The sequence below is a fragment of the Kitasatospora sp. NPDC097643 genome (assembly GCF_040302625.1).
Taxonomy (GTDB): Bacteria; Actinomycetota; Actinomycetes; order Streptomycetales; family Streptomycetaceae; genus Kitasatospora.
Map to the genome: position 1 here is coordinate 13315 of NZ_JBEOSA010000046.1, position 26330 is coordinate 39644.

The following is a 26330-nucleotide window of genomic DNA, read 5'->3' on the forward strand; positions in this document are numbered from 1 at the left end:
TCCAAGAAACCCAGGGAGGACACGTGACCATCACACCGGTCACCACGACGGACGTGACGCGCCGTCGCTTGCTCGCAGCCGCGCTGGTGACAGGGGTCGGGGCCGCCGTGCCGATCAGCGCAGCGCGCCAGGCGTGGGCTGCTCCGGCCACCCCCGGTCCGTCGCAGCTCACGCTGCCCGTGCCCACCGGGCCGCACCCAGTGGGCATGGTGCCGCTCCACCTCGTCGACACCTCGCGTCCGGATCCTGTGGCTGGCCCGGGGCATCACCGTGAGCTGATGGCCAGCGTCTGGTACCCCGCTTGCAAGACGAAGGATCTGCCGCGTGCTCCCTGGATGACCGAGGGTGCGCTGCGGGCGTTTCTGGCGGACGTCGGCTTCCCCCTCGATCCCGCCCTCGGCCCGCTCACCGCCGCACACGTGGGCGCGCCCGTGCACCGAACAGGCCATCGCCTGCCCGTCCTCGTGTACTCGCACGGCGCGGGCAGCCATCGCGGCGACCACACCATCATGGTCCAGGAACTCGCCAGCCACGGCTACGCTGTGGTCACCGTCGACCACACGTACGACGCGTTCAGCGAATTCCCCGACGGCCGACTCACCGTTCCGGCAGAGGTCCCGCCGTTCCTGGGGCCCCGGGAGTTCGCCACGGACATCCGGTTCGTGCTCGACGTCGTCGAGGCCATGGCCGCCGGGCACAACCCCGACGCCGACGGCAGGCCACTGCCCCAGGGACTGCTCGGCGCCCTCGACCCTCAGCGCATCGGCGCGTTCGGCTGGTCGAAGGGCGGCACCGCCACCGCGCTCACCATGCTTGCCGACCAGCGCATTGGCGCCGGGCTCAGTATCGACGGTCCGATGCAGCCGACCATCACCACCGACCTGGACCGGCCGTTCATGATGATGACCGCCTCGTTCACCCGGGCCGCCATGCCGGACGTCGCCGAGTTCTGGACACACCTTCGCGGCTGGCGGCTGAGCATCCAGGCCGACGGGGCCATCCACACGACGTACGGCGACGACGCGACACTGATCCCGCAAGCGGGCACGATCCTCGGCATGACCAACCAGCAGATCCAGGACATGATCGGCACCCTCGATCCGGCTCGGGCGGTCCGGATCCAGCAGGCCTACCCGCTCGCGTTCTTCGACCTGCACCTGCGACACCGCCGGGGACATCTGCTCGACGGCCCGAGCACGGCCTTCCCAGAGGTGAAGTTCATCCCATGAGAAGCGTCGGACCGCGCAATGCGCGGTCCGGCGATCCTGCGAGCCAGACGATGGCGTGCCTCGGTGATGTTCAGCTGCTTGCCGATCATGCGGCGGTAGCCGTCGTCGGAGTGTGCGACATTCCGTGAGTTCCCCTGAGCCCGCTGAGTTCCTGGACCTGTGGCCAGGGGGTTCTTCCCCCTTTGTGTGCTCTGCTTGCTTGTGACGTAACTTCGGGATTCTTGAAGCGTTCTCATCTCGTCCGACTGATTCGCAGTCGGGTCGAAGGCGAGGAGGCTCGGGTTGGCGGCGCTGGCAGTCGTACGGGACCTGCGTGAGCACTGGGCGCCCGCGTCGGCGGAGGAGCTGGAGCGGTTCGAGACCGATGTGCTGTCCGGGTTCGTCCTGGCACGAGCCTCAGCAGGGCTGGCGGACGGCACCATCCGCGGGGACGTCGGTCACTTGGATCAGATCAGGACCTGGTTCGGCCGGCCCTTGTGGGACATGGAGCCTGCTGACGCGGACATGTACTTCGGGAAGGTGCTGCGGGACTCGCCCAGCGGCACCCGGCTGGGCCGGTCGCAGGCGTTGAGCACGTACTTCATGTTCCTGGAGCTGCGGCACAAGGTCGAAATCCACCGGATGACCGGCCGGGTGGTCGAGTGCCCGATCGACGAGATGAACCGGCCGCGCGGGGCCAAGGACGCGCAGCTGCGGATCCCGCCGAGTGAGCCGGAGATCCGGACGTTGTTCACCGGCTGGGGCGGCGAGCTGGCCACTTGCCGGAAGTTCGCCCCGACCGCACGGAACTACACCGCCTCGAAGTTGATGTCCCAGGTCGGCCTGCGGGTGAGCAAGGCGTGTGGGCTCGACCTGGGCGACATCAAGTGGGACCTGGGCCGCTTCGGCAAGCTCCACGTCCGCCACGGCAAGGGGGCCCGCGGCTCGGGGCCGCGCGAGCGGATGGTTCCGCTGATCAATGGTGCCGACCGGACACTGCGGTGGTTCATCGAGGATGTGTGGGGTCAGTTCGACGACGATCACACTCGCCCTGGTGCCCCGCTGTTCCCGAGCGAGCGCAAGAACACCGACGGCTCTGCCCGCCGGGTCGGCGACGACGCCCTGCGTAACGGGCTCGACAACGCGGTCCAGGCTCACCTGCCGAGCTGGACGGACAGGTTGACACCGCACGTCCTGCGGCATTTCTGCGCGTCCCAACTCTACGGAAACGGACTGGATTTGCTCGCAATCCAGGAGGTCTTAGGACATTCCTGGATCGCCACGACCATGCGGTATATCCACGTGCAGCAGACCCGGGTCGAGGACGCCTGGGCCGCCGAGATGGAACGGGCCGCGAAGCGGCTGGAAGGACTGGCCCGATGAGGTGGAACCTGCGGCTGACCGCCGCGCACAAGGGTATCTGGAAGGCGTCCGAGCTCCAGCGGAGCCTGGCCGAGCACGGCCTGGTGATCTCGGCCGGCAAGATGTCCGGGCTGTGGTCCGGCCAGCCGGTCTCGCTCAAGCTGGAGGACCTGGACGTCATCTGCGTGGTCCTCGGCTGCGAGATCGGCGACCTGCTGATCCCCGAACCGGAGAAGGTCAGCCGCCCTGGTTGGGCCGAGGAGACGGAACGGGCCGCGGTCGGTGCGAGAACCGGCGCACCGAAGGTGATCCCCAAGCGCCGGGACGGCCGGTCGCTGCCGCCGGAGTGATCCAGTGGCACGGTTCCCGAAGAGCTACGTCAAGCCCACCGACTCCTGCGACAGCTGCCTCGCCTGGGGAAACTTCAGCGGCCGCCTCTGCCCCACCTGCTACATGTTCGGCCGCGGCCACGACGCGGCCGCATGCACCGGCTGCCGTCGCGTCCAGCCGCTGAAGTGGAACTACTGCCGCCTGTGCTGGTGCCAGGCCCGCCTCAGTGCGAAGGCCGTCGTCGGCCAGCCCACGGACGAGACGGACGTGCGGGACCGGCTCGCCGCCGTCCGGCATCACCAACTGTTCTTCGTCGGGATGCACTACCGCAGGAGACCGACCCCCACATTTCGGACGCGGGGAGGACGGCGGGGAGCCCCGCGCAAGCCGCCTCCTGCACCGGCCTGGCACCCGGATCCCGGCTGGCAGCAGCTACCGCTGTTCGCACAGATCCCCCGTGACTACAGCCAGCTCGCCCTGGCCGACGCCGACCTGACCAGCCCGTGGCTGGCCTGGGCAAAGTACCTCGCCCACCGGCTCGCCGAGACCCGAGGCTGGGGACGCAACATCCGCTTCGCCGTCAACCGCGGCCTGGCTCTCGTCCTCACCGGACACGTCGAGGGCGACGTCACCCGGCACACGGAGATCTTCACCCCGCTGCGGGCCCTGGACCTGCCGGTCGGCCACACCGTCACGGTCCTGGACGAGATGGGGATCTTCGAGGACGACAGCGAACCCTCCTTCGAACGCTGGCTCGCCAAAAGGCTGGAGGGTCTCGCACCCGGCATCCGCTCGGAGGCCGAGCGCTGGACCCGCGTCCTGCACGACGGCGGCCCCCGCAGCCTCCCGCGACGGGAAGGCACAGTCTGGCTCTACCTCAACCGAGTCCGCCCGGCCCTGCTGGAATGGTCGAACCCCTACGACCACCTGCGTGAAGTGACCCGCGACGACGTCCTGACCTACATCAAGACACTGCACGGCCACCAGCGCCACGACCAACTCGTCGCCCTGCGCTCGCTATTCACATGGGCCAAGCGGAACGGGCTGATCTTCCGCAACCCCACCAGTCGGATCAAGGTCGGGCAATACGAGTACGCCGTGCTGCAACCGCTCGTCCCCGAGCAGGTCGACCGCTCCGTCGCGGCGGCCACCACGCCGGCGACGCGGCTCATCCTCGCCCTCGCAGCGGTCCACGCCGCCCGGGTCGCCCAGATCGCCAACCTCATACTCGACGACGTCGATCTCGGCAATCGCCGGCTGACCATCGCCGGACGCGTCCGCCCGCTCGACGATCTCACCCGGAAGCTGCTGCTGGACTGGCTAGAGCACCGGCGCCGCCGGTAGCCGAACACCGCGAATCTCCACCTGCTGATCAACAACCAGACCGCCACGAAAACCAGCCGCGCCAGCAACCACTGGACCAGCGTCGCGATGCGTGGGCAGGACGCGACGCTGGAGCGGCTCCGCGTCGACCGACAATTCGAAGAGGCCCTGACTCACGGGCCCGACCCGCTCCACCTCGCCGAGGTGTTCGGGCTCGACGAGAAGACCGCGATGCGCTACGCGGACTCCGCACGGGCGCTGCTGCACCAGGCCGCTGAACAGCCACTTCAGTGAACCTCTTTCGTCCTGTGCTGGAGGATGAAATGGGCTGGTCAGCGGGCGTGGTGACGGGGCAGGGCCCCTCGTCGTTGGCGTGGTGATTCCACTCATCACACCGGCGGCCGAAGGGGCCCTGTTGGTTCGGTATCCTGCCCCGCTCGACGTCCCGCATGGCCACCGCGAACAGCCCCCGCATTACCAGCAGTTCATCCGCGATCACGCCCGGCTGAGAGCCCCCGGCGAACGCGCCTTCGCCCAGTTGAAAGCCTGGCGGCTGCTACGACGAGCCAGATGCTCCACCCGCCTTATCAGCACCATCGTCCAAGCCGTCCACACGCTGCTGACCTGCAACTATTCAGGATGTAAGAGGTTCACTGAAGGAATCAGGCCGGCCTCCTCACCTATGGCTTCACATCGAGACGCACGAGCGCGCCGATCTCCACGAGTTGGTCCGGCAGTGCCAAGTCGGAAACGCCCATGACCGTGCTGGCGGGCCGGTGCTCCCCGAAGTACTCGGCGTGGAGGCGTGCTGTCGTGTCGAAGTTCTCCCGCAGGTTCCTCACCAGAACCGTGGTCTCCGCTATCTGGCCACGCTCGGCCCCGAATTGCCTCAGCACCAGGTCCAGATTCTCCAGCGTGGTGCGGACCTGCAGTTCGAAGTCGCCGGCACCCACGAAGTTGCCGTGACGGTCATGAGACAGCTGCCCCGACACATAAACCGTGTCACCGACCTGAGTGGCCTGACTGTACCCGTACAACGACTCCCACGGCATGCCGAACCCGAATGCCTTCACCTGAGAACTCATGACTCACTCCCTTGATACAGCGCGCAGGACCGTCAGTTACAGACAGGCCCCTTGCACGTAGAAGTTACGGGTCCGTACAAACGATGCTTGTCTGGCAGCGCCGTCGAAGTGTTCTCTGCGCGCACAAACACCCTCCAGCAGAGGATGAAAGAGGCTCAGTGAAATCTGCTTAACGTCCACGCCTTTGCTGAGGATGAGCACGCCAGGCACAGTCAGCATCCGCGGCTGATCGGCGGAGACGATGTCAGGGCGAGGGCAGCGTTCCGCAGCTGGGCCGCCCACGTCTGCTGGTCAAGCCCCAACCTGTACTCGATGCAGCAATCGCACTGCGGGATCAGCGCCACGAACGATTGCTCCGCCGCGGTCTCTACATCCGTCTCCCACCAATCGTCCGTCGCCAGGTCAGCGGGAGTTATCTCTCCATCGATGAATCTCGCCGCCATCCGGCGCAGAGCGTGGCGCCGCGCCAGGCCCCGATCCGGCAACCGGATCCCGGACTCGGCAAGTGCTTGCTCGAACGCGTCACGAATGTCGCGGGCATCCGCGTTGCGAGGCCAACCGGCGAGCTCGCACAATGTCGGGGTGTCCAGTCCGGCTGCGAGCGCCTCAGTAGCGATCATCAGCAGATCTTCCGGGGGTATCTCATCCGCCTGATAACGGCACGCTACCTCACCCAGAGATGTGAGCCCACTCTGCATAGAGGTTTCCGGTTCCGGTGTCATTCCTTCTGCTCTCATGACTCCTACGGTGTCAGGACCGTTCCAGGGAAGGCACCCAGGGGCGGGCCCGCTCAGCACCTGCCCCGCGTGTTCGCCTGAACCCGGAAGCCGAACCCACGAGAACACGACCATCCATCCTCGGGTTCCCGCGAAAAGACCTTCAGTTTCCGCGAACTCGCGGGCCTCATGGGGGTTGAGGAACATCGGAACGAAAACCGGCGCCAAGCCCGGATCGTTGCTGGTGGGCGGCTGACGGGCCGTCGACGCCGGGACGGTGCTGAAGTCGTTCCGCAGCTACTCAGGTTGAACTCGCGATGTCGGTGGTCAGGTTGGGGTGATGGCCAGCCCGGTCCCGGCCAGGCAGCCGTCGATGAGGTGTGGGCGGTACTGGATCTTTCGTAGCCCTCGTCTGACCGTCCGCATCAGATGGTCCGGGTTGGCGAAAGCGACGTTGGCCAGGAACCCCTGCCGCAGCAGTGACCAGATGCCCTCGACCGGGTTGAGATCGGGGGCGTACGCCGGCAGTTGGTAGACGGTCAGCCAGTCCTGGGCGGCGATGAACTCCTTCATCCCGGCGGCCAGGTGGGTGTTCAGGTTGTCCCAGATCAGGACGATCGGGCCGTCGAGCTGGTTGTGTGCGGCGACGATCAGGTCGCGGTAGTCGGTCCAGGCGAAGCTCTTGCGGCCTTTGGCCTGGCCTTGACTGTCGTCCGGTCGGGGCCGGTAGATCAGCCGCGACCGCTCACCCGGCTTGTAGCAGGTCAGGGCGGCGATCGAGACCCGTCGGCGGGAGCGGCCACGCACCCGAACGACGGGTGTGCAGCCGCGGCGTCCCCAGGTGCGGGCCCGAGCTGGTGTCATCGACACTCCGGCCTCGTCCTCGAACACCAGCCAGGCCCCGATCGCCGCCACTAGGCTTTTGCCTGCGGCCACACCTGCTTCTTCCACACCTCGACCGCGCCCTCGTCCCGCTCGACCGCCCGACGAACCGGCTGCTGACAGGACCAGCCGTTACGCCGCAAGAGCTTCCAGACACCCTGGACCGTGTACGAGACATGGAACCGGCGCCCGATCACCGTCTTAATCCGCGCCAGCGTCCACCGCTGGTCCTCCCAGCCATGCGCCAGCGGCCCCTTCTCCAACTCCCGCTCCAGCTGAGCGAACTGTCGCTCGCCCAGCCGCGGTAGTGACTGAGGCCCCTTCGACTCCAGCGCCGCCGAGCCGCCTTCCCGCCAGGCCCGGCGCCACCGTTCGACCGATCGCACCGTGACCCTCAGGTCGCCGGCGATCATTCCGTTGCTGTCACCACGCTCGAACCGCTCGGCGGCATCAAGCCGCACCCGCTCCCGGCGCTGCTGTTCCTGGGCAGTGAACCCGCCCCCTGCGCGTATCGCACAGCCAGGGCATACCCACCGATCGACAGCTCTCAGCACCTACGACAAGGCGAGTTCAACCTGAGTAACGCCCTATTATCTGCGGGATCACTGAGCGCGACCTGCGGGGACTTCTTCCGCACGTTGCGTGAAGCGACCCTGTTATCCGTGGCAAGGGAGAGACGGTGCCTGCGGTCCTGCTGCTGCCGACCGGGAAGGCGCTGACCGTCCGGACGGCGGCCGACGCCTTCCTCGACTCGCTCGGCAACCCGAACACCGTCCGAAACTACGGCATCGCCGTCGGGAAGACCGCCGAGCGGATCGGCGAGGGCCGCCCGCCCGCGACGTCTGCCCGGACACTGGCCTGGCCCGCCACTCATACGGGCAGGCCCGCGCGCTGCTCGACCAGCACACCGCGCCGGCCGGGCCCGGCACCGGCTAGGATTTGCACGAGTACCGCCACTCCTCCCTGACCCACCTCGGCGAAGCCGGGGCAAGCGAGCTGATGCTGATGGCGAAGTCCCGGCACAAGAAGCCGGAGAACGTACGGCGCTACTTCCACCCCTCGGCGGAGGCGATCGCCGAGGTCACCAGCCTGCTCGCGCCCGGAGACAGCAGACGCTGAGGTCTTTGCCAAGGCTGAAGCGTACGACCGAAACTCGTCGACTTCCCCTATGCGGCGGGGTTCGTGGGCAGGAGTCGGGCGAGCCAGTCAGTGCGGGTTCGGCGGGCTGTGGCCGAGATGTGTGCCTGCGGGTACAGGGCGTCGAATCCGTGGAAGCCGCCTGCCCAGACGTGGAGTTCGGCCTGGCCGCCGGCCGCCCAGATGCGGGTGGCGTAGTCGGTGTCCTCGTCGCGGAAGACTTCGGCGGAGCCGGTGTCGATGTAGGTGGTCGGCAGGCCCGCGAGGTCGTCGGCCAGGGCGGGTGAGACGTATGCGGGTACCTCGTCGTCGGTGAGGTCGCCGAGGAGGCAGCGCCATCCGAATCCGTTCATCTCGCGGGTCCAGACGCCGGGCCCGTTCGAGTACTGGAGGCTGGAGGCGGTGGTGTTGCGGTGGTCGAGCATGGGGCCGATCAGGACTTGGGCGGCGATCGGCGGGGTGCCGAGGTCGCGGGCCAGCAGGGTGACGCCGGCGGCGAGGCCGCCGCCCGCGCTCGCGCCTGCGACGATGATCCGGGCGGGGTCGATGCCCAGTTCTTCGGAGTGTTCGGCGATCCAGAGCAGTCCCTGGTAGCAGTCGTCGACCGGGATGACACCGGTGGACTCGGGCGCGAGCCGGTAGTCGACGGAGACCACGACGGCGCCGAACTCGTCGAGCCACTCCAGCGGGATGTCGATCTGTGAGAAGCGGTCGCCCATGACCATCCCGCCGCCGTGCATCCAGTAGACGCAGGGTGCGGCGGTGGCGCGATCGGTGTTCGCGGGGCTGAAGACGGACAAGGGGATCGGGGTGCCGTCCGGACTCGCAGCGGTGACCTCGCGCCGGTCGACAGCGCGACCTTCCAGGAGGGGTTCGACGGGCATCGAGGAGAAGGGACGTACCTGCGCCAGCACTTCCGGGCTGAGCTGGGACATCAGCGGCATGTCGGCCAGGAGTTCATGCAGTTCGGGGTCGAGGGAGGGGCGTGCTGTGGTCATGGTCGTTGCCTTTCATGGGTGGTGGCGGACGGTCGGGCGAGGACAGGGGTCGCCTCTGCGGGCACCGCGGCGGCAGGGACTGGGGTGTGGGGTGTTCGGCGGGTCAGAAGGCGGCCTTGCCGCGGACCGGCACGTAGTCGGTGTACTCGGACTCCTTGGCCAGCAGTCCGCCGATCTGCGCCACGATGGCCTGGGCGGCCTCGCCGGCGAAGATCCGGTGGTGGTCCTCCTCGCTGGTCCAGCCCTCGGTGACGTGGACGACGTCGGGGGCGGACGCGGAACGGGAGACGAGGTAGACCACGCAGTACTCGCTCGCGCCGGGGCTGCCCTCGTGCAGGCCGGTCAGCAGCAGGTCGACGAGCCGGTCGCCCATTCCGGGCCTGGCGGTCAGCGTGGCGTTGAAGCCGTACGTGGCAATCATGGAGGCCTTCTTCTGCGTTGATGGAGTGAGGTGATTCCATTCAATCGCCGTGACCTGCGTAAACGTTAGAACGATGCTCGCTGGTACTTGCACGATCCTCGCGGGTACGGGAATTTCAGCACAGAACAGTGCTGCAATGGACGCATGCACCTCGAAGAGCTCCGCACCCTGCTGGCCCGGCATGCCCGGCCCGACTGGACCACCGCCATCGACGGCGTCCTCATCTCCAAGGTCGACCGGCCGGATCCGCCGGCGCCCTCGATGTCCGGCACGGTGCTCGCAGTCATCGCCCAGGGCGCCAAACGCCTCGCCCTGGGCGACCGGGTCTACGCGTACGGCGCCGGGCAGTATCTAGTCGCATCCGTCGACCTGCCCGTCACCGGACAGTTCACCCAGGCCGCCCCCGAGCAGCCGGCCCTCGGCTTCGGCCTCACGCTGGAACCGTCCGCCGTCGCCGAACTGCTACTGCAAGCCGGTCCCGGCGACATCCCCCGCCCCGCCGGAGGCACTCCGTCGGGGATCGCCGTCAGCGACGCCCCGCCCGCGTTGCTCGACGCGGTGGTCCGGCTGCTGCGCCTGCTCGACGAGCCCAGCGACCGCGCCGTACTGGCCCCGCTGGTCAAACGCGAGATCCTGTGGCGCCTGATCACCGGCGAGCAGGGCGCGACGGTGCGCCAGCTCGGCCTCGCCGACAGCGGCCTCAGCCATGTCGCCCGGGCCGTGCGCTGGATCCGCGAGCACTACGCCGAGCCCTTCCGGGTCGAGGACGTGGCACGGCTGTCCGGGATGAGCGTCTCCGCGTTCTACCGCAACTTCCAGGCGGTGACCGCGATGAGCCCCATCCAGTTCCAGAAACAGATCCGGCTCCAGGAGGCCCGGCTGCTGCTCGCCACCCACCCGGGCGACGTCACCGGAGTCGGCCACCGCGTCGGCTACGACAACCCGTCGCAGTTCAGCCGCGAGTACCGCCGCCAGTTCGGCGCACCCCCGAGCCAGGACGCGGCCCGCCTGCGGAGCGCTGCAGGCGTCCTTCCTTGAGCGGCCGGCCCATGAGGGAGGATCGTGCAAGACGAAGCGACGATAGTTCTACTATTCCAGCAGGTCAGAGCGATTCAATGGGATCACCCGTTCTTCCGCGGGGCAGGAAAATGCCTGTCCATCCGCGGATCCCACTACATCGCAAGGATCACCGCATGAAGACAGTTCTGATCACTGGTGCCTCATCCGGATACGGACGGGAGACCGCCCTGTACTTCCACTCGCAGGGGTGGAACGTCATCGCCACGATGCGGACGCCGCGTGCGGGCGTCCTGCCCGAGTCGGACCGGCTCCGCGTCGTCGAGCTCGACGTGACCAAGCCCCAGAGCATCACCGCCGCGTTCGAGGCGGCCGGGCCCATCGACGTCCTGGTCAACAACGCGGGCGTCCCGTCGATCAGCGTGTTCGAGGGCACCCCCATGGCCCGAGTGCGGGAAGTCTTCGAAACCAACACGTTCGGCGTGATGGCGACGACGCAGGCGGTGCTGCCCCAGTTCCGCGAGCGCGGCTCCGGCGTGGTGGTCAACGTGACCTCCAGCGTGGTGCTGGGCCACATGCCGCTCTCGGCCGTCTACAAGGCAAGCAAGATGGCCATCGAGGGGTTCACCGCATCCCTCGCGCTCGAGCTCGCGCCCTTCGGCGTGCAGGCCAAGACGGTCGAGCCGGGCGCCTGCCTGACGACGAACTTCGCGGCCAACGCGACGAAGGGCGCCTCGCTGGACGAGCTGGTCCCGGCGCCCTACGCATCATGGGCGAAGAAGGCCATGGGCGACTTCACGGGCCAGGACCTGTTCACCAAGGAGAGCGACGTCGCCGAGACAGTGTGGCGAGCCGTGCACGACACGACCGGCCAGCTGCGATTCCCCGCCGGCCCCGACGCGGTCTCGCTCTCCCAGGCGAAGTGATCAGCCAGCAGGCAAGGTCACGCCGCACTGACCGCCAGGAGCCGACCCCGCGCCCACGCACCGGGTCGGCTCGCCGTCGGGCGCTCACCCCGATGAACGGGAACCTGACCAACGACGAGAAGCGGACCGGTTCGCCCTGGGCCACGGTCACCGCCGGGACGCCGTCCACGCCCTGGGGCACAGCGGCACAGCGTTCGCCCGCAGCTACACGAGTGCCGACCGACAAGGAGCGGTCAGTGGTGCTGGTCGGTGCCGGGATCGCGCAACGGCCGCATCACCAGCATCTTCGGCAAGCTCGACGCCCGGGACCGCGCCCAGGCCGTCATCGCCGCGTCCGAATCCGGTCCGGTCACCGCCCGCACCGGTAACGGTGACCGGACCGGTCGGAACGGCTAGTACTCCAGTCGAGCTGTTTCGCCCTCGAATACCGTCCCGAGGAGGACGCCCGCGCCGTCTTCGAGGCCGGGCCCGCCGTGTCACCGTTCGCCACCGACCACACCATGGAGAACCTCGGTCCCGCGGTATCGCGGGCGGCACTCGGGCCGCCGTCTGCGGGCTACCGATCCGCGAGTCCGACGGCCCGGCGGAGATCCTCCGCATAGTGCCGCGGCTGCTCCCAGGCCGCGAAGTGGCCTCCGTTCTCGTGCTCGATGAACTCCTGCACGTTGACGAAGCGGGAGGCGAAGCGGCGGGGGGCGGGCTTGGTGTCGTGCGCGAAGGCGCTGAGGACGGTCGGTGTCGCCACGTACGGCACCGGCGGCGTGGCCTCGGCGTACGGCGTGAACGACGTTCCGATCGTGTTCGTGAACCAGTAGGCGCTGATCCAGGTGAGCAGGACCTCCTCCTCGAACGGGGCATGGGACCAGCTCCACAGCTTCTCGCAGATCCAGGCCGCCAGCCCGGCCGGCGAATCCGCCAGCGCTGGCGCGAGCGTGTGCGGTTTGGTGGACTGCTGCGCGATGTACCCCCCTTCGGCGCGCTGCCACGCCGCCGCGGTGTCGAGGTAGGCGAGCTCCTCCGTGCCCAGGGCGGAGCGGTCCGCGAAGACCGCGTGCAAGGGCGAGACGTTCGTCAGGTGCAGGGCCGCGACCCGGTCCGGGTGCATCGCGGCGAGCTGCTCGGCGACGTCCGCGCCGACATCGCCGCCGGAGACGACGTACCGCCGGTATCCGAGCGCCCGGGTTGCGTCGGCCACCAGCGACGCCATCGCAGCGGCCGTCATCCCGGGCCGTACCGGTTCGTGCGAGAACGGGAAGCCCGGAAGGGCGGGTACGACCACGTTCAGGTCTCCGAGCAGCGGGAGCACCCGCTCGAAGCGAAGCACCGAGTCGGGCCAGCCGTGCAGCAGGACCACCGCAGGGGCGTCGGCGGCGGCGCGCCGGTGCACGAGGTGGAGCGTGCGGTCGCCGGAGCCGACGTTCTCCCACGGCAGGTCGAGGATACGGGCCTCGTGGGCCCGCCAGTCGTAGCGCTCGCGCCAGGAATCGAGCAGGCGGGCGAGGAAGTCCGCATCCGTTCCCCGCTCCCACCCGGCACCCCCGGCCAGGAGCGGCCTGCGCGTCGCGGCGAGGCGTCGGCGCAGGTCATCCAGAGCGGAATCGGGCACGGGACTGAACGGCAGAGTCATGTGTACAACCATACACATCATGTGTTCACGCGTATACATCGCGGCGGGCCGCCGATACCCTGGCGACATGGAAACCGCGACGCCACGACCCAAAGACGCCTCGCAGACCCGTGAGCGGATCCTCGCCGCCGCACGACGCGAGTTCGCGCGCACAGGGTTCGCCCGTACGACGGTCCGTGCCATCGCCGCGTCCGCAGAAGTGTCACCCAACCTCATCACCCGCTACTTCGGCGGCAAGGACGGGCTCTTCGTCGCCGCCACCGAGGTCCACCTCGAACTCAACCGCATGTTCGACGGACCGCGGCACTCCCTCGGCCACCGGATGGCCCAGGGCATCGTCGACCGGTGGACCGGCATGGAGGGCGAGGACCCGCTCCTCGTACTGCTGCGCGCCGCGGGCGAACGCGGCGAGGCGGCCGAAGCCCTGTCGACGTTCCTCGACCGGGAATCACTGGAGCCGCTGCGGCAGTTGCTGCTGAACTACGGGATGACCGAGGATGAAGCCCACGCCCGCGCCCGGGCGGTCGACGTCTTCGTCCTCGGCATCTCCGCGCGGCTGCGCGTGCTGCGCGACGACCTCGGCGACAGTGAGGCGCTCAAACGCTGGATCGCCGACACCATCCAACGTCTCGTGGACGCGCCGTAACACGCATTGCGGTCCCGCCCCGATCCGCGCAGCGCCCTGTCCGGGTGAGTCCGGGCGCGGCGCCGATCACGGGGACTCGTGGCGTCGAACGGGTTGTGTGACAGGCGAATGCGCCTTCCGCCCAGCAGCTCAGTCCGGCGGTGGCACGGCGCGCCCTTGGACGTCATCCGGCCCCCGGTCTCCTCGGTCCTCGCGATCGAGAGCTCGCCGGCGCCCGGCGTCCGACCGCTGTGTCGCTCGCTCCTCTCGGGCGGATAGCGATCAGCCCAGTTGCGCGTAGGTCCCGGCCGTGGTGAACGCCTCGTCGACGGGCTTGAGGAGCTCGGCCAGACGGCGGGTGCCGGTCGCGCCGATCGGCGCCCAGAGCCCAGCGCAGTGTTCGTCGGTCTCGACCTCTATCCGCTCGCGCGCCGCACTGCCCGCGCCGGTCGCGGTTCCGTCGGCCTCCAGCCAGCCGCGCCCTGTCTCCGGCCACGGATACCTCCAGCTGACACGCACGGATCCGCCCGGTCTGGCCGGGAAGAACTCCGGACCGCCCGCGCCCAGGCGCGTCAGTTTCACCCGCCGTGAACGGCTCGGCCTGGCCCGATGCCACCCGTGGCCGCCGCGATCACGCGCCTGACGTCGGGTCGTTCTCTGCCGCTTCCTGGAAGCCGACGACGGCCTCACCGTACGACCGTGCCCAGTCCGTCAGAGCGGCGATCGGCTCGGCGAGGGTCAGACCGAGACCGGTCAGGCTGTACTCGACCCGTGAAGACGCTTCGGCGTGCGCGCGACGCTCGACCAGGCCGTAAGCCTGCAGCTTGCGCAACGTCTGAGTGAGCACCTTGCGCGAGACACCGCCGATGAGATCGACGAGTTCACCGTGCCGGTACGGTCTGCGGCTGAGCGCGAACAGGACGACAACCGCCCACTTGCTGGTGATGATCTCCACGGCGAGCCGGGCCGGGCAGTCGGCAAGGAAGACGTCTCCCGCTGAGTCACGCATGGGCCGAAGGTACCAAGAGGTACCCGTCGAATCAGTAGCGTCCTGGTTCATGAGTACGCCGCGAACGAAGAATTACGTCCTTGTCCATGGCGCCTGGCACAACGGGCGCGTCTGGGACCGGGTGACACCCCTGCTGACCCGGGCCGGGCACCGAGTGTTCGCCCCCTCCCTCACCGGCCACGGTGAGAAGGAGCACCTGCTCGGCCCGGAGGTGGGACTCGACACCCACGTCGCCGACGTCGTCGCCCTCCTCGGGGAGGACCTCACCGACGTGGTACTGGTCGGGCACAGTTACGCCGGAATGGTCATATCCGCTGTGGCCAACCAGGTCCCGGACCGGATCTCCGCCCTGGTCTACGTCGACGCGATGGTTCCGGTCGACGGCGAGAGCGCGCTCGACGTCATGCCCCTGACCCGGCACCTGATCGAACAGGCCGCCAGCACCGACACTCCCTGGCGCATCCCGCCCCTGCCGGAGGGACCGCCCCCCACAGGCCTGTTCGGGGTCACCGACCCGGCGGACGCGGCCTGGCTGCGCACCTTGCTCTCGGACGAGTCGACGCGCTGCTTCCAGCAGCCGGTCCGGCTGGACAACCCCGCCACGACCGCTATCCCCCGGACGCACATCCACTGCGTCGGCGACATGCCGGAGGGCGTCGCCCGCCGTCCCGTTCCCGCGACCCAGCCCGACGGCACTCCGTCGCGGGTGTGGCAACTGCACAGCGGTCACGATTGCATGGTCATCGTGCCGGATCAGCTGGCCGGACTCCTGCTGAGGGCCGCCGATGGCATCGAGCATGAGGAGCCCGCGGACGCGCCGGGCATGCCGTCCTGACGTTCGTTCCGCCGGCGGTCCCTCAGGTGTGGCCGCCCTCCTGACCGTCTCGAAGCTGCGCTCCCTGCTCGAACGGAACCGGATCGGCACACCCGCAGGTTGACGGACAACACCCCCGCTTTCGGCCGGTCGGTGGCACCCGCCTCCGAGATCTGGGCGCCACCCCTGTCCTCGACCGCACCGGCGAGGGCGGCCCGGACGCATTGGTGGGCTTCGACGTGGTGATCGATGTCGTGGGAGGCCCCCTGCTTCCCCTTTTCCTGGACAGGCTGAACCCCAACGGGCGGTTCGTGGCTGTCGGTGTGGTGGGCGGGCAGCCGCCGGCGGACTTCGGAACGCGGCTGATGGATGCCTTCCGCAAGTCGTTGTCGTTCGCCACTTTCAGCTCTGAGACCGTGCCCACCTCCGACCGGCAGACCGTGCGGTCGTCCCAGTTTGCCGCTGCCGCACACGGGGACCTGCGCACGGTCGTGCACGAGGTGTTGCCTCTGGACCGGGCGGCGCTGGCCCACCACCGGATGGACACGGGGGAGGTGTTCGGCAGAGTCGTGCTGGCGCCCTGACCCGGGCCTCGGCGGCCGGACTACGGTGAGGACCGTGCACGGCAGACGTCACGCGGCCACGCGAAGCCGGCCGAAACCGCAGCCGGCCAGCCTCCCGCTCGGTGAGGTCGCGTGCTTGCCCCAGGCTGCTTCCGGGGACGGGACGCAGGCCGATCTCCTCAGCCCGGAGCCCGATGGCCTGATGCATCGTCATGACAGGACGGCGCGTGGCGTCGCCGGATGGCCCGGACCTTCGACGATCTCGCCGCGGATATCACGCTGATGGAGATCTTTGAATCCCCTCACCCTGTGCTGAGGATGGCACCGGAGTTGCTCGCCTTGATTCCTCAGGCGTGCAAGTGCTGAGCTGCGGGTGGATGGCGAACTTGAGGGCTGGCTCTTGGTCGGGTGGCTGGGTGGGCGCGAGGGCTGGGACGGGGCGGTCTGGGGTGGGTGGGGTCTCTCTCTCGTGGGCGGGAGCAGGTGGTGTGGGGGCGGGTTCAGGGTTCGATGGCGAGGTGTTCGATGAGGTCGTCGCGCAGCGTGAACCGATAGCGTAGATCGATGGTGCCTCCGGGGAAGTCGCCTTCGAGGTGGTGTGTGGCGATGTAGTGGGCCGTGTCGGTCTCCTGAGCGTTCGTGAGGTGGATGGTGTAGGTGAATTCGCTGGCGGATCGGTCCAGCCACCGCTCGATCTCGGCGCTGCCCTGGTAGGTGTTGCCGTCGTCGATCACTGTGGCGTCGTCGGTGAACGTCGCGACCGCGGTGGCGGTGTCATGGACGCGGTGCGCTGTGAGGTAGCGGGTGATCACCTCGGGCAGGTCGTCCGGGGCGATGGTCCGGGGCTGGTTGTCGTGCATGACGCTCCTGATGGTGGTGGCGGGTTCAGACGGTGGGGGTGGTGCCGCCGTCGATGACGTGTTCGGCGCCGACGATGGCCGAGGCGCGGTCGGAGACGAGGAAGGCGACGAGCTCGGCGACCTCCTCGGGCCGGTTGGGACGGCCGAGCGGGATGCCTCCCAGGGAGTCCATGAGCCGGCCCAGCGCCGCTTCCCGGCTGATGCCGGCCTCGTGGGCGATCCGGGCGACGAGGTTGTCGGCGGCCGAGGTCTGGACGAAGCCGGGCGAGACGGTGTTGACGCGGACACCGTGCGGGGCGACCTCGTTGGCCAGTCCTTTGCTGTAGGTGGTCAGGGCGGCCTTGGCGGCGGCGTAGGCCAGGGTGCCGTTCCACAGCGGCATGCGGCGCTGGATCGAGGTGACGTGCACGACCGCGCCCTTGCCTGTGGCGATCATGTGCGGGAGGAGCGCGCGGTCCAGGCGGACGGCGGCCAGCAGGTTCGTGTTCAGCTCCCTTGCCCAGTCGTCCTCGCCGAGCGTGGCGAATCCTCCTGCCGGCGCCTCGGAGCCGCCGAGGGTGTTGACCAGGATGTCAACGCCTCCCATGCGGGCGTCCACCTCGGAGGCGACGTGGGCGGCGCCCTGGGCGGTGGACAGGTCGGCGGTGATGAACGTCTTCTCCTCGACGTCGTCGGGGCGGCGGCGGGCGGTGACCAGCACGGTCGCGCCGGCTTCGGCGAGCCGCCGGGCGATCGCGGCTCCGGTGCCCTTGGTGCCGCCGGTGACCAGAGCGCGTCGGCCTTCGAGGGATTCACTGATGGACGTGGTCACGTTGTGCTCCGTTCCCGGGCGCGGGTATGCGAGGCGCCGCTCCCGTCACGACTGCTAAAATAGAAGCTACTAACTTCGACATTAGCAGTAACTGAGGGGATGGTCGCCGTGGCGAGCCGGATCAGGCTGGAGGACCGGGAGTGCCCGCTGTCCACGACGGTGGAACACGTCGGCGAGTGGTGGACACTGCTGATCCTCCACGACGCCTTCGACGGCTACACCCGCTTCGACCAGTTCCAGGAGAGCCTGGGCATCTCCTCCAGCATGCTCACCACCCGGCTGAAGACCCTGGTCGCGGACGGTCTGCTGGAGCGCCGGCCCTACCAGACCAGCCCCGTCAGGCACGAGTACGTCCTGACCGAACTCGGGCGCTCCCTGCGCCCGGTGATCGTCGCCCTGGCCGCGTGGGGCAACCACCGCCTCACGCCGACGGAACGCAGCATGATCCTCGTCGACGCGCACACCGGCGAGGAAGTCGAGCCCGTCGTCGTCGACTCCAAAACCGGCCGCCGACTCGACGACAGCGCCGCCTACGTCTTCACCGCGGGCCCCGCAGCCAGCGACGCGATGCGCAGCCGCTACGCGGCACGGCCGGCCGTTCCCGCGGAAGAGGCGAAAGTAGGCCCGTAAGTGGGTGACCTCGATGACCAGCTCGGCGTCATCGCGCGGCCGGGGCAGGAGCGGGGCGGTCCACTGCCGCGGCTGAAAGCGCCCCGCTGACGAACCGCGCCGACGAACCGCGCGGTGCCGTTCGTCGTGCGCGATGGTGCGCTGCCACTAATCGCTGAGGCCCTCTCAGGCGATCTCTCTTAAATGAGTAGTTCTGAGACCGTGTCCGAGATCTACAGCGGGCAGACGGGTAGGCCGGCTGCCAGGAAGGCGCGGTGGTCGTCGGAGAACTGGATGCCCGCGGGCCGGCCGGGGCCTCGGCGCACCGCCGCCATCCTGGACATCAAAAACGAAGACCAGGCCGCCGACGCCATCAACGCCCTCCTCGACCAGTACCCCGCCAAGCCCCGACTGGTCCGCCTGCCCGAACGCCGCTGGTCACTCCACGCCCAGGCCCCCGTTGACGCACAGCCAGCGCTACTGCTCCACCCGCTGCGGCACCCGGGTACGCGTCGCCACCCACAGAAACCGGAACGGGCGATGAGCCGAAGCAGAGAGAACCTCCGCCGACCAGGCAAGTCGCCACCGTGTGCAGTCGCCGGCAGGTGAGGTGGCCTCAGCGGCAAGGCCCCGGTCTCGAGGAGTTCGACGGCCCGTCCCCGGGTCATCCGCGGCCGGGGGCCTCAATCCACTTCCGACACCACGCCGTCCGTGTCCATGGCCCAGCTTCCGCTGTCGACGCCGTAGACCTTCTTGTCGTCGAGCCACTTCCAGGACATCTGTTGCAGGACCTGGTTGGCCCGGCGTTCCCAGACCGGACTGTGGTCCCAGCCCTCGACGCGGATCATCAGCTTGTCGGCACCCGGAATCGCCTTGTAGAGCTCCGGAACCGAGAAGTGCAGCACCGACCCCAGCTGCTCCGACGTGTTGGCGGTCGTGTCCTGGTCTCCGTAGACGATGCACACCGGCACAGCGGTGCCGAGCGTGGAGCCGTACGGCACGGTGCTCGTGTTCCAGCCCCACCAGTAGGAGTTGCGCCACCGCATGACGCCTTCGGGTGCCCCCGCGGTGGGGCCGCCCCACTTCTGGCCGGTGCTGTCGCAGTCCATGATGAGCTGCCACACGTGGTCGGCCAGCTCCTTGTCACTGATGGTGGCTTGCAGGCCCGCCTTGCTGGTCAGGTTCATCGGGAAGCCGAAGACCGCGGGCGGCTTGGACTCGGGCTGCGTCGGCAGACCCGTGCCGGGAGGCGGAGCGAAGGGCGCTTCGGGGTGCGTCGACCATCGGCCGGCCGGCGGGAAGATGGGCGCGAGAAGGAACATTCTCGCCACGTCCCCGGGATTCTGCAGCGCGTACGGACCCATCACGAACGCGGCCGCGGACCAGCCGACGAAGGAGACCTTCTCGTTGCTGCTCCGCGCCCTGATGAACTTGACGACGGTGGCCAGCTCGTCCCATTCGCTCTGGGAGTTGCCCAGTTGGTGCGGGTAGGGCGCGGTCGGGGAGCAGGTCCCCGTACCGGGATTGGTCTCCAGGAGGCCCCGCTGGGCGGGGTTGGCGTTGCACGGGTCCTCCATCTTCGGGCGGGGGGAGAGCCCGGAGCCCTGGAGGTCCATGACGAACACGTCGTAGCCCTTGCCCGCCAGGAACTGCGCCCAGCTGTAGCTGGTGTCCGGGTGCGGGGAGCCGCCCTTGGGAGGGAGCACGAGGTCGAAGCCGGGGAGGGCCGGAACGCTCCTGCCGTGGAGCATGAGCACCGGCTTGGGGGTGCCGCTGGATCCGACGGCCTGGTACTCCCGTACGAAGAGCTCGATCTCGTCGCCGAAGTTCGCCGGGATGGTCGACTTGTGCTTGACCTTGTGGTCGACGGTAGTCAGTTGCGGCATGGTCGCCTCCGATGGCTGTTCGCCCTGGGGAACGGCTGTTCCCGGGGGTGGTCAGCATCTCCGCCGTCCCAGGGCCGTACGGGGAGCCGGGGCGGTGGGGCGCTCGGATGGTGACTGATCGGGTGGGCGCCGCTCCTCCGATCGGCGGGGCGCACCCGGGGGAGCACTCTTCTCACTGCGCAGCGCGGCGCCGCCCAGCCTGCTGTACGGCCGGACGGCTCCGTGCTCTACCGGGCTGACGTGGCCGCCGTGTCGGGAGCGTGGACGTGCTGCGTGAGGAAGAGGGCTGCCCGGTCCAGCGCCTGGTCGGCCTCGTCGAGTACACCGGCGAAGGACTGGAACACGTGGGGTACGTCGGCGGTGATGTCGAGGATGACGTCCACCCCGGCCGCACGGGCGCGGGCGGCCGTGCGGGTGGAGTCGTCCAGGAGCATTTCGTCGGTGCCCGCCTGGAGGAGCATCGGCGGGAAGCCCGTCAGGTCGGCGAGGACGGCGGGGCTGAGCGTGGGCTGGTGCGGGTCGGCTCCCGCCAGGTACATGTCCCCGGTGTGTCCCAGGCTCTCGCGGGTGAAGAACGGGTCGATGCCCGCCTTGGTGTCCATGCTCTCGCCCGTCCGGGTGGCGTCGAGGCCGGGTGAGAAGGCCACGATGGCGGCGGGCATCGGGAGGCCGGCGTCGCGGGCGGCGAGGCAGGTGGTGACGGTGAGGCCGCCGCCGGCGGAGTCCCCGGCGAACGCGACGGTCGAAGGGTCCTCGCCGCTGTCGAGGAGGGCGCGGTAGCCGCTCAGTGCGTCTTCGATCGCGGCCGGGAACGGGTGCTCGGGGGCGAGCCGGTAGTCCAGCGAGTACGACCTGAAGCCGGTCCTGGCCACCAGGTGCCCCGTCAGTGACAGTGCGGTCTCGGGGGACCCGAACACGTAGCCGCCGCCGTGGAAGTACAGGATCGTCCCGGTGCGCGGGCCGTCTTCCGGCTCGATGTGCAGTGCGGGCCGGCCGCCGAGCGTCGTCTGCGTGATGCGGATGCCGTCCGGGACGGCCATCCGGGCCATCATCGCCCTGAATCCGGCTCGGATCGCCTCGACCGACTGGGGACCCTCGGGTCGGGGCTGCCGCAGCATCACGTTGACCTGCGCGCGCTGTTCCTTGCTCATGTGTGCTCCCACCGTCAGTAGATTCCTCGGCACTATATGCTGAGGCATGTAATGTAGACTATATGCCGTGGCATCTAAAGCAGGCGATGAGACGGTCGACCTCCCGGGCTTCTTCGCCGACCTCGTCCGATGCGAGACGCGTCTGTACAACGCCCTCAGCGACCGTCTCCGAGAGCGGCACGGGATCGTCACCTCGCAGTTCGAATTCCTGCGCTACCTCCGCGACCGTCCCGAATCCCGGGTGGCAGACCTGGCCGCCGAGTTCGCCGTCGGCATCGGGGCCACCAGCAAGGGCATCGACCGCCTGGAGAGACAGGGATGGGTTGCCCGCCAGCCGAATCCGTCCGATCGCCGGTCGTCACTGCTGACCCTGACCGACGACGGCCTGCAGTTGGTCGACGCGGCAGAACGGACCTTCACCGAGCGGTTGGCCGAGTTGATCCCGGATGCGCTCGCGGCGTCGCCCCTCACGGCCGCAGCGCAGGCCCTCTCGGAGCTGCGCTCCCTCCTGGAACGCGACCAGATCGGCACACCCACAGGCTGACGCGTTTCACCGCCTGGTCGAAACCGGCCACGTCCTGGTCAACCCCGGCGCACCATCAGGGCCCGCCCCGGACCGACGCCTCTTCGCTCCTCGGCGGACGGCTGCCCGTACGCCGTGACGACGGTGGCGGAGGGAACGCCGGGACGCACGATCCCGAGGCGCCCGGTGACGCCGATCGCGGCCGGCTCGGTCGTCAGTTCCACGCCCGCGAGCATGGCACACGCGCCGGCGAGCCGAGCCTTCCCGGGGCGTGGGCTGCCGGTGTTCCCGCCTCGGTGTTCACGCCTCGGTGTTCAGGCCTCGATGTTCCCGCCTAGGCGTTCCCGCTGCCCCGCTCGACCGGGATCCACAGCTGGGAGTCGGTCTCGGCGCCGATCTCGACCGGCTGCGTCCGCAGGAGCTCCGGGCCTGGCCGGCTCGTGTACCGGTTCGAGGGGAACCACTGCGTGAACACGTCTCGCCACAGCTCCTGAAGGGCACTCGGATAGGGCCCGTGGTTGTCGAAGACCGCCCAGGTCCCGGCCGGCACGTCGAGGGCGTCGAGCTCCTCGGCCGCCACCTCGGGACCGGTCACCACGCCGACCCAGTAGTCCGCCTCGGCGCCCTCCTCCCGGCTGTCGGTCAGGTACACCACCGCCGACAGGATCCCGTCCGGCTCCTGGCCGGCCAGCTCCTTCATCCGCGCGATTGCCTGCTTGTCCAGGCTTTCCAGGTGTGCCGCGGCGGCCGCGTTGAGCCCCTCGTGCACGAGCGGGACCTGGGCCTTCCTGCCGAGGACCCGGAAGGGCTCCTTCTCCACGATCCGGTAGCGCATGGGCGTACTTCCCTCGACGACGACCCGGAAGGACATGCGCGGCTGCGCGGTGAGCACCGCGCCCGTGCGCCGGGCCTCGCCCGGCCCGATGCCGTGCACCGACCGGAACGCCCGGGCGAACGCCTCGCCCGAGCTGTACCCGTACCGCACCGCGACATCGAGCAGCGACAGCTCCCCGGCCGACACCTCGGCCCCGGCGAGCGTCATCCGTCGCCGCCGCACGTAGACCGGCAGCGGCATCCCGGCGAGCGCGGAGAACAGCCGCCGGAAGTGGTACTCCGACACCGCGGCGATCCGGGCCACCTCCGCCATGTCGATCTCCCGGTCGAGGCATGCCTCCAGGTGGTCCAGCGCCTGATTCAGCCGCTCCAGCACGCGGATCCGTCCTTCCTTCTTGCGTCTCCACTGAGGAACGCCCACCCTGCCAAACAGAGACGAAGACAGGAGCGGCCGACCGAGGGGTCCGACAGCCCGACCGCGCAGCGTCGAGCCGCCCTGCTGGAGTAGAGAGGATCCGAGCGCGCCCCGCCCGACAGAACCGGTACGGGAATTGTCGGGCTGGAAGCCCCAGCCTTGCACGAGGCTGACGCCCATGACTGACGTTGAGGGGTTGTGCGAGCCGCGGTTCGAGGCAGTCCGGGCGGCCCTTGCGGCTTTGCTCGGCAAGGGCGACGTGGGTGCCTCGGCGGCCGTCTACGTCGACGGCGAGCCGGTGGTCGACATCTGGGGCGGGTACGCCGACGCGGACCGCTCCGTCAGCTGGGAGCGCGACACCATCACCGGCGTGAACTCGACGACCAAGAACATGACCGCCCTGTGCGCGCTGATCCTGGCCGACCGGGGCGAGCTCGATCTGTCCGCGCCGGTCGCCGCCTACTGGCCCGAGTTCGCCGCGGCCGGCAAGGAGAACGTGCTGGTGCGGCACGTGCTGTCGCACACCGCGGGGCTGCCGGACCTGTCCGGGCCGACGACGGTCGAGGAGCTCTACGACTGGGAGCGCGTGACGGCCGGGCTGGCCGCGCAGGCGCCCGCATGGGAGCCGGGAACGGCCGCCGGCTACCACGCGCTCACCTTCGGCTTCCTCATGGGTGAGATCGTCCGCCGCATCACCGGCCGCGGTCTCGGCGAGTTCTTCGCCGAAGAGGTGACCGAACCGCTCGGCGCTGACTTCCACATCGGGCTCTCCACCGAACACGACCACCGCGTCGCACCGCTCATCCCGCCGCCGTCACTGACCGACGAGTACGCCGCCGGCACACCGCTCGGACCGGACGGTACACGCCGGGAGAACACCGGTGTGGCGATCCGGGTCAAGCACGCCAACTCCCTGGCCTGGCGCCGTGCGCAGATCCCGGCGGTGAACGGTTTCGGCAACGCTCGCTCCGTCGCCCTGGTGCAGTCGGTACTGGCGAACCGGGGTTCGGCCGGCGGCGTGCGACTGCTGTCCCCCCGAGGTTGCGAGCCCGCGTGGCAGGAGGTGTTCCGCGGTGACGACCGCGTCCTGCGGACGCCGATGTCCTGGACGGTGGGCTTCGGCAAGTTCGGCAACACCTTCGGCTGGGGCGGCTGGGGCGGCTCACTGGTCGTGAGCGATCCCGGCTCACGCATGACGGTGGCCTACGTCATGAACCAGATGATCGACCGGGACCGGCAGGAGGACAACCGCGGCATGGAGATCGTGATGGCCGCCTACAGCGGACTGCGCTGAGCCGGTCACGCTCGACGGCCGCGGGTGTCCGGGTCAGTCGGTCGTGAGGGCGAAGGGGCCGTTGTTCCCGAAGACGAGCTCGGCGAAGTTCTCGCCGATGCGGCGGTGTCCTTCGGGGCTGGGGTGGATGGCGTCCGGCAGGGGGAGCTCGTCGTGGTCGTGCTCGCCGTAGAGGTCGAGTCCGTCGAGATAGTGGAGGTTGGGGTCCTCGGCGGACCGCTGCTCGACGATGCCGGCGACGACATCGCGGACGATCGTGAGCGTCAGCCGTCCGGCGGCGGTCTCGGCCGGATCACCGGTGGCCCTGAACCGGAGGGTTCCGCTGGAGAGGTCCGGCATGAGGGGGCCCGGGGTGTTCTCGTGGGTCGGGCACAGGATGGGGGAGACCAGGAGCAGGGGGGTGGTGGGGTGGCCCTCGCGGATGGTGTCGAGGAAGCCGTGGATGGCGGGGGCGAAGGTGCGCAGGCGCATGGCGTCGCCGTTGACGACGTTGATGCTGAGCTTGACGCTGATCAGGTCCGCGGGGGTGTCACGCATCGCGCGCGCGGTGAAAGGGTCCACCATCGCGCTGCCGCCGAATCCGAGGTTGATCAGCTCCACCCCGCCGGCGGACGCGGCCAGGGCGGGCCAGGTGGTGCTGGGGAAGACGGCGTTCGAGCCGTGGCTGATGGAACTGCCGTGGTGCAGCCACACCCGGCGCCCGGTCTCCTGGGCCGGCTCCACGGGGCTGTCGGTGCGCAGGGCGATCACCTCGGTGATCTCGGCGTGCGGGAGCCAGATCTCGATGTCCTTCTCGCCGACGGGCAGGTCGGTGAAGCGGGCGACGCCCGCGGGGCCCGGGGTGAATTCCGCGGTCTGGGTCTGCATGTCGGTGATCGTGTGGAGGTTCCCGCCGTCCACGGTGGCCCGGGCGGTGATCCGGCCGTCGACGAGCAGGTCGTAGACGCCGTCCGGCGGGGGCGGGAAGCCCTGGTAGACGCGCTTGGTCGGCAGGGTGACCAGGTCGACGGTGGTGGCGCTGGTACGGAAGGCCAGCCGGACACCGGAGGGCTGGGCCTCGGCCACGGCCAGCCGGTCGTCGGGAATCTGGCGGCGCGCCCAGGCCGGTAGCCGGTGCGGCAGCAGGCCGTGGGCGGTCTCTTCGACGTCGAGGTGTCCGCGCAGGAAGTCGGCGGTGAGGGGGGTGGTGATCAGGGTCTGTTCGGTGCTCATTGCCTCACGCCTTTTGCTTCCGGGGTGTCGGGTCGGGGTGGGGTGGGGTGGGGTGTCGGGGTGGGGAAACCGTCGTGGGTGCCAGCCGGCCGGTCAGGGGGTGGACCGGCTCCGCAGTGCGGTGTCGAGGAAGTCCAGGGTCCAGGCCCAGGACTGCTGTGCGGCGATGTCCGTGTGGTCGAAGGCGCCGGCCGCCTCCAGGGTGGCGTAGCCGTGGAAGACGCTGCCCAGCATGCGGACCGCGTGCGTCTGGTCCGGCTCGGCCAGGTCGTAGCCGCGCAGGATCGCCCGTGTCATCTGTGCGTGCCGGACGCCGGCGCTGGCTGCGGCGGTCTGCGGGTCGAGTCGGTACCGGGCTGCTTCGTACCGGCCGGGGTGTGCTCGGGCGTAGTCCCGGTAGGCGTTCGCGAAGGCGGTCAGGGCGTCCCTGCCCGCGCGCCCGGCCACGGCGTCGGCCACCCGGTCGGCGAGTTCCTCCAGCGCGAGCAGCGCGATCCGGGTCTTGAGCTCGTGGGAGTTCTTCAGGTGCGAGTACAGGCTCGCCGGCTTCACGTCGAAACGCCGGGCGAGCGCGGACAGGGTCACCTGGTCGAAACCGGCCTCATCGGCGAGCTCCGCACCAGCCAGCGTCAGCCGCTCCGGGCTCAGTCCTGCCCGAACCATCACCATCGCCTACTCTCGGCATCCCTATG

General features: G+C 69.3%; 30 protein-coding genes and 4 pseudogenes. 17 read left to right on the top strand and 17 right to left on the bottom strand.

What is annotated here, in order from left to right:
- The first annotated feature begins 23 nt into the window (after positions 1-23).
- Positions 24-1229 (top strand): alpha/beta hydrolase family protein, encoded by a 1206-nt coding sequence (locus ABTY15_RS25975; RefSeq protein WP_350600069.1) that lies wholly within the window; start codon positions 24-26, stop codon positions 1227-1229.
- Between the two features lie 446 nt (positions 1230-1675).
- Here the strand turns inward: ABTY15_RS25975 and ABTY15_RS25980 are convergent, their stop codons facing one another.
- Positions 1676-1813, bottom strand: a complete 138-nt coding sequence (locus ABTY15_RS25980) for a hypothetical protein (RefSeq protein ID WP_350600071.1) — start codon at positions 1811-1813, stop codon at positions 1676-1678.
- On the opposite strand from ABTY15_RS25980, the gene ABTY15_RS25985 reads away from it, so the two are divergent.
- The 5 genes and pseudogenes from ABTY15_RS25985 to ABTY15_RS39865 all read left to right on the top strand — a co-directional run.
- Positions 1812-2591: a tyrosine-type recombinase/integrase gene (locus ABTY15_RS25985; protein ID WP_350600074.1), complete on the top strand. Its 780-nt coding sequence runs from the start codon at positions 1812-1814 to the stop codon at positions 2589-2591. The two genes, ABTY15_RS25980 and ABTY15_RS25985, sit on opposite strands and share 2 nt — an antisense overlap.
- A complete protein-coding gene (locus tag ABTY15_RS25990; RefSeq protein WP_350600077.1) occupies positions 2588-2920 on the top strand; it encodes a helix-turn-helix domain-containing protein in 333 nt (110 codons plus the stop codon). The genes ABTY15_RS25985 and ABTY15_RS25990 overlap by 4 nt, the downstream gene beginning before the upstream one ends.
- A 4-nt stretch (positions 2921-2924) precedes the next feature.
- Positions 2925-4244 carry a tyrosine-type recombinase/integrase gene (locus tag ABTY15_RS25995; RefSeq protein WP_350600080.1) on the top strand — a complete coding sequence of 440 codons (1320 nt, stop codon included), beginning with the start codon at positions 2925-2927 and terminating at the stop codon, positions 4242-4244.
- 87 nt (positions 4245-4331) lie between these two features.
- Entirely contained in the window at positions 4332-4517 is a 186-nt protein-coding gene (locus ABTY15_RS26000) for a hypothetical protein (protein WP_350600083.1), read from the top strand.
- A gap of 160 nt (positions 4518-4677) precedes the next feature.
- Positions 4678-4863: pseudogene (locus ABTY15_RS39865) on the top strand (IS5/IS1182 family transposase); the annotation flags it as partial.
- A gap of 40 nt (positions 4864-4903) precedes the next feature.
- Here ABTY15_RS39865 and ABTY15_RS26010 read toward each other — a convergent pair.
- The 3 genes from ABTY15_RS26010 to ABTY15_RS39870 all read right to left on the bottom strand — a co-directional run bounded on the left by ABTY15_RS26010 (position 4904) and on the right by ABTY15_RS39870 (position 7418).
- Entirely contained in the window at positions 4904-5308 is a 405-nt protein-coding gene (locus tag ABTY15_RS26010) for a RidA family protein (protein ID WP_345515915.1), read from the bottom strand.
- 212 nt (positions 5309-5520) lie between these two features.
- Positions 5521-5928, bottom strand: coding sequence for a hypothetical protein (locus ABTY15_RS26015; protein ID WP_350600089.1), 408 nt, complete (start codon positions 5926-5928; stop codon positions 5521-5523).
- Positions 5929-6351: 423 nt separating this feature from the next.
- Positions 6352-7418, bottom strand: a protein-coding gene (locus tag ABTY15_RS39870) for an IS630 family transposase (RefSeq protein ID WP_502893590.1) whose coding sequence is annotated in 2 segments (ribosomal slippage) — positions 6352-6975 and positions 6978-7418 — 1065 coding nt in all. Because the reading frame shifts where the segments join, the coding sequence is not laid out codon by codon here.
- 319 nt (positions 7419-7737) lie between these two features.
- Here ABTY15_RS39870 and ABTY15_RS26030 point away from each other — a divergent pair.
- Positions 7738-8025: pseudogene (locus ABTY15_RS26030) on the top strand (site-specific integrase); the annotation flags it as partial.
- Positions 8026-8072: 47 nt separating this feature from the next.
- Here the strand turns inward: ABTY15_RS26030 and ABTY15_RS26035 are convergent.
- Together ABTY15_RS26035 and ABTY15_RS26040 are read right to left on the bottom strand one after the other, a co-directional pair.
- Positions 8073-9041, bottom strand: coding sequence for an alpha/beta hydrolase (locus tag ABTY15_RS26035; protein WP_350600096.1), 969 nt, complete (start codon positions 9039-9041; stop codon positions 8073-8075).
- Positions 9042-9144: 103 nt separating this feature from the next.
- Entirely contained in the window at positions 9145-9462 is a 318-nt protein-coding gene (locus tag ABTY15_RS26040) for a putative quinol monooxygenase (protein ID WP_350600099.1), read from the bottom strand.
- Between the two features lie 144 nt (positions 9463-9606).
- Here ABTY15_RS26040 and ABTY15_RS26045 point away from each other — a divergent pair, with 144 nt between their 5' ends.
- The 3 genes from ABTY15_RS26045 to ABTY15_RS26055 all read left to right on the top strand — a co-directional run bounded on the left by ABTY15_RS26045 (position 9607) and on the right by ABTY15_RS26055 (position 11801).
- Positions 9607-10500, top strand: a complete 894-nt coding sequence (locus tag ABTY15_RS26045; protein ID WP_350600101.1) for an AraC family transcriptional regulator — start codon at positions 9607-9609, stop codon at positions 10498-10500.
- A gap of 155 nt (positions 10501-10655) precedes the next feature.
- Positions 10656-11405, top strand: a complete 750-nt coding sequence (locus ABTY15_RS26050; RefSeq protein WP_350600104.1) for an SDR family oxidoreductase — start codon at positions 10656-10658, stop codon at positions 11403-11405.
- A gap of 249 nt (positions 11406-11654) precedes the next feature.
- A complete protein-coding gene (locus tag ABTY15_RS26055) occupies positions 11655-11801 on the top strand; it encodes a hypothetical protein (RefSeq protein ID WP_350600107.1) in 147 nt (48 codons plus the stop codon).
- 160 nt (positions 11802-11961) lie between these two features.
- Here the strand turns inward: ABTY15_RS26055 and ABTY15_RS26060 are convergent, their stop codons facing one another.
- Entirely contained in the window at positions 11962-13032 is a 1071-nt protein-coding gene (locus ABTY15_RS26060) for an epoxide hydrolase family protein (RefSeq protein WP_350600110.1), read from the bottom strand.
- Between the two features lie 67 nt (positions 13033-13099).
- On the opposite strand from ABTY15_RS26060, the gene ABTY15_RS26065 reads away from it, so the two are divergent.
- Positions 13100-13678, top strand: coding sequence for a TetR/AcrR family transcriptional regulator (locus tag ABTY15_RS26065; protein ID WP_350600113.1), 579 nt, complete (start codon positions 13100-13102; stop codon positions 13676-13678).
- A gap of 261 nt (positions 13679-13939) precedes the next feature.
- Here ABTY15_RS26065 and ABTY15_RS26070 read toward each other — a convergent pair.
- Positions 13940-14137: pseudogene (locus tag ABTY15_RS26070) on the bottom strand (helix-turn-helix domain-containing protein); the annotation flags it as partial.
- Between the two features lie 151 nt (positions 14138-14288).
- Entirely contained in the window at positions 14289-14666 is a 378-nt protein-coding gene (locus tag ABTY15_RS26075; protein WP_350600115.1) for a winged helix-turn-helix transcriptional regulator, read from the bottom strand.
- 49 nt (positions 14667-14715) lie between these two features.
- On the opposite strand from ABTY15_RS26075, the gene ABTY15_RS26080 reads away from it, so the two are divergent.
- Positions 14716-15501: an alpha/beta hydrolase gene (locus tag ABTY15_RS26080; RefSeq protein ID WP_350600119.1), complete on the top strand. Its 786-nt coding sequence runs from the start codon at positions 14716-14718 to the stop codon at positions 15499-15501.
- 134 nt (positions 15502-15635) lie between these two features.
- Positions 15636-16064: pseudogene (locus tag ABTY15_RS26085) on the top strand (zinc-binding dehydrogenase); the annotation flags it as partial.
- Positions 16065-16543: 479 nt separating this feature from the next.
- On the opposite strand, the gene ABTY15_RS26090 reads toward ABTY15_RS26085, so the two are convergent.
- Entirely contained in the window at positions 16544-16903 is a 360-nt protein-coding gene (locus ABTY15_RS26090; protein WP_350600122.1) for a nuclear transport factor 2 family protein, read from the bottom strand.
- A 25-nt stretch (positions 16904-16928) separates the two neighbouring features.
- On the bottom strand, positions 16929-17714 hold the full coding sequence (locus tag ABTY15_RS26095; RefSeq protein WP_350600124.1) for an SDR family oxidoreductase: 786 nt from the start codon (positions 17712-17714) through the stop codon (positions 16929-16931).
- 99 nt (positions 17715-17813) lie between these two features.
- Between ABTY15_RS26095 and ABTY15_RS26100 the strand changes: the two genes are divergently transcribed.
- A complete protein-coding gene (locus ABTY15_RS26100) occupies positions 17814-18344 on the top strand; it encodes a winged helix-turn-helix transcriptional regulator (RefSeq protein ID WP_350600127.1) in 531 nt (176 codons plus the stop codon).
- A 439-nt stretch (positions 18345-18783) separates the two neighbouring features.
- Positions 18784-18867 (top strand): CGNR zinc finger domain-containing protein, encoded by an 84-nt coding sequence (locus tag ABTY15_RS26105; RefSeq protein ID WP_350600229.1) that lies wholly within the window; start codon positions 18784-18786, stop codon positions 18865-18867.
- Between the two features lie 139 nt (positions 18868-19006).
- Here the strand turns inward: ABTY15_RS26105 and ABTY15_RS26110 are convergent, their stop codons facing one another.
- Both ABTY15_RS26110 and ABTY15_RS26115 read right to left on the bottom strand, forming a co-directional pair.
- A complete protein-coding gene (locus ABTY15_RS26110; protein ID WP_350600129.1) occupies positions 19007-20209 on the bottom strand; it encodes an alpha/beta hydrolase in 1203 nt (400 codons plus the stop codon).
- Between the two features lie 227 nt (positions 20210-20436).
- Complete coding sequence (locus ABTY15_RS26115) at positions 20437-21360, bottom strand: alpha/beta hydrolase (protein ID WP_350600132.1); 924 nt, start codon at positions 21358-21360, stop codon at positions 20437-20439.
- Positions 21361-21427: 67 nt separating this feature from the next.
- On the opposite strand from ABTY15_RS26115, the gene ABTY15_RS26120 reads away from it, so the two are divergent.
- Positions 21428-21904, top strand: a complete 477-nt coding sequence (locus ABTY15_RS26120; protein WP_350600136.1) for a MarR family winged helix-turn-helix transcriptional regulator — start codon at positions 21428-21430, stop codon at positions 21902-21904.
- A 38-nt stretch (positions 21905-21942) separates the two neighbouring features.
- Here the strand turns inward: ABTY15_RS26120 and ABTY15_RS26125 are convergent, their stop codons facing one another.
- A complete protein-coding gene (locus tag ABTY15_RS26125; RefSeq protein ID WP_350600139.1) occupies positions 21943-22107 on the bottom strand; it encodes a hypothetical protein in 165 nt (54 codons plus the stop codon).
- 110 nt (positions 22108-22217) lie between these two features.
- On the bottom strand, positions 22218-23093 hold the full coding sequence (locus ABTY15_RS26130) for an AraC family transcriptional regulator (protein ID WP_350600141.1): 876 nt from the start codon (positions 23091-23093) through the stop codon (positions 22218-22220).
- A 217-nt stretch (positions 23094-23310) separates the two neighbouring features.
- On the opposite strand from ABTY15_RS26130, the gene ABTY15_RS26135 reads away from it, so the two are divergent.
- Positions 23311-24426 (top strand): serine hydrolase domain-containing protein, encoded by a 1116-nt coding sequence (locus tag ABTY15_RS26135; protein WP_350600143.1) that lies wholly within the window; start codon positions 23311-23313, stop codon positions 24424-24426.
- Between the two features lie 33 nt (positions 24427-24459).
- Here the strand turns inward: ABTY15_RS26135 and ABTY15_RS26140 are convergent, their stop codons facing one another.
- Together ABTY15_RS26140 and ABTY15_RS26145 are read right to left on the bottom strand one after the other, a co-directional pair.
- Complete coding sequence (locus ABTY15_RS26140) at positions 24460-25638, bottom strand: GDSL-type esterase/lipase family protein (protein ID WP_350600145.1); 1179 nt, start codon at positions 25636-25638, stop codon at positions 24460-24462.
- Between the two features lie 93 nt (positions 25639-25731).
- Positions 25732-26301, bottom strand: coding sequence for a TetR/AcrR family transcriptional regulator (locus ABTY15_RS26145; RefSeq protein WP_350600148.1), 570 nt, complete (start codon positions 26299-26301; stop codon positions 25732-25734).
- Positions 26302-26330 lie beyond the last annotated feature (29 nt).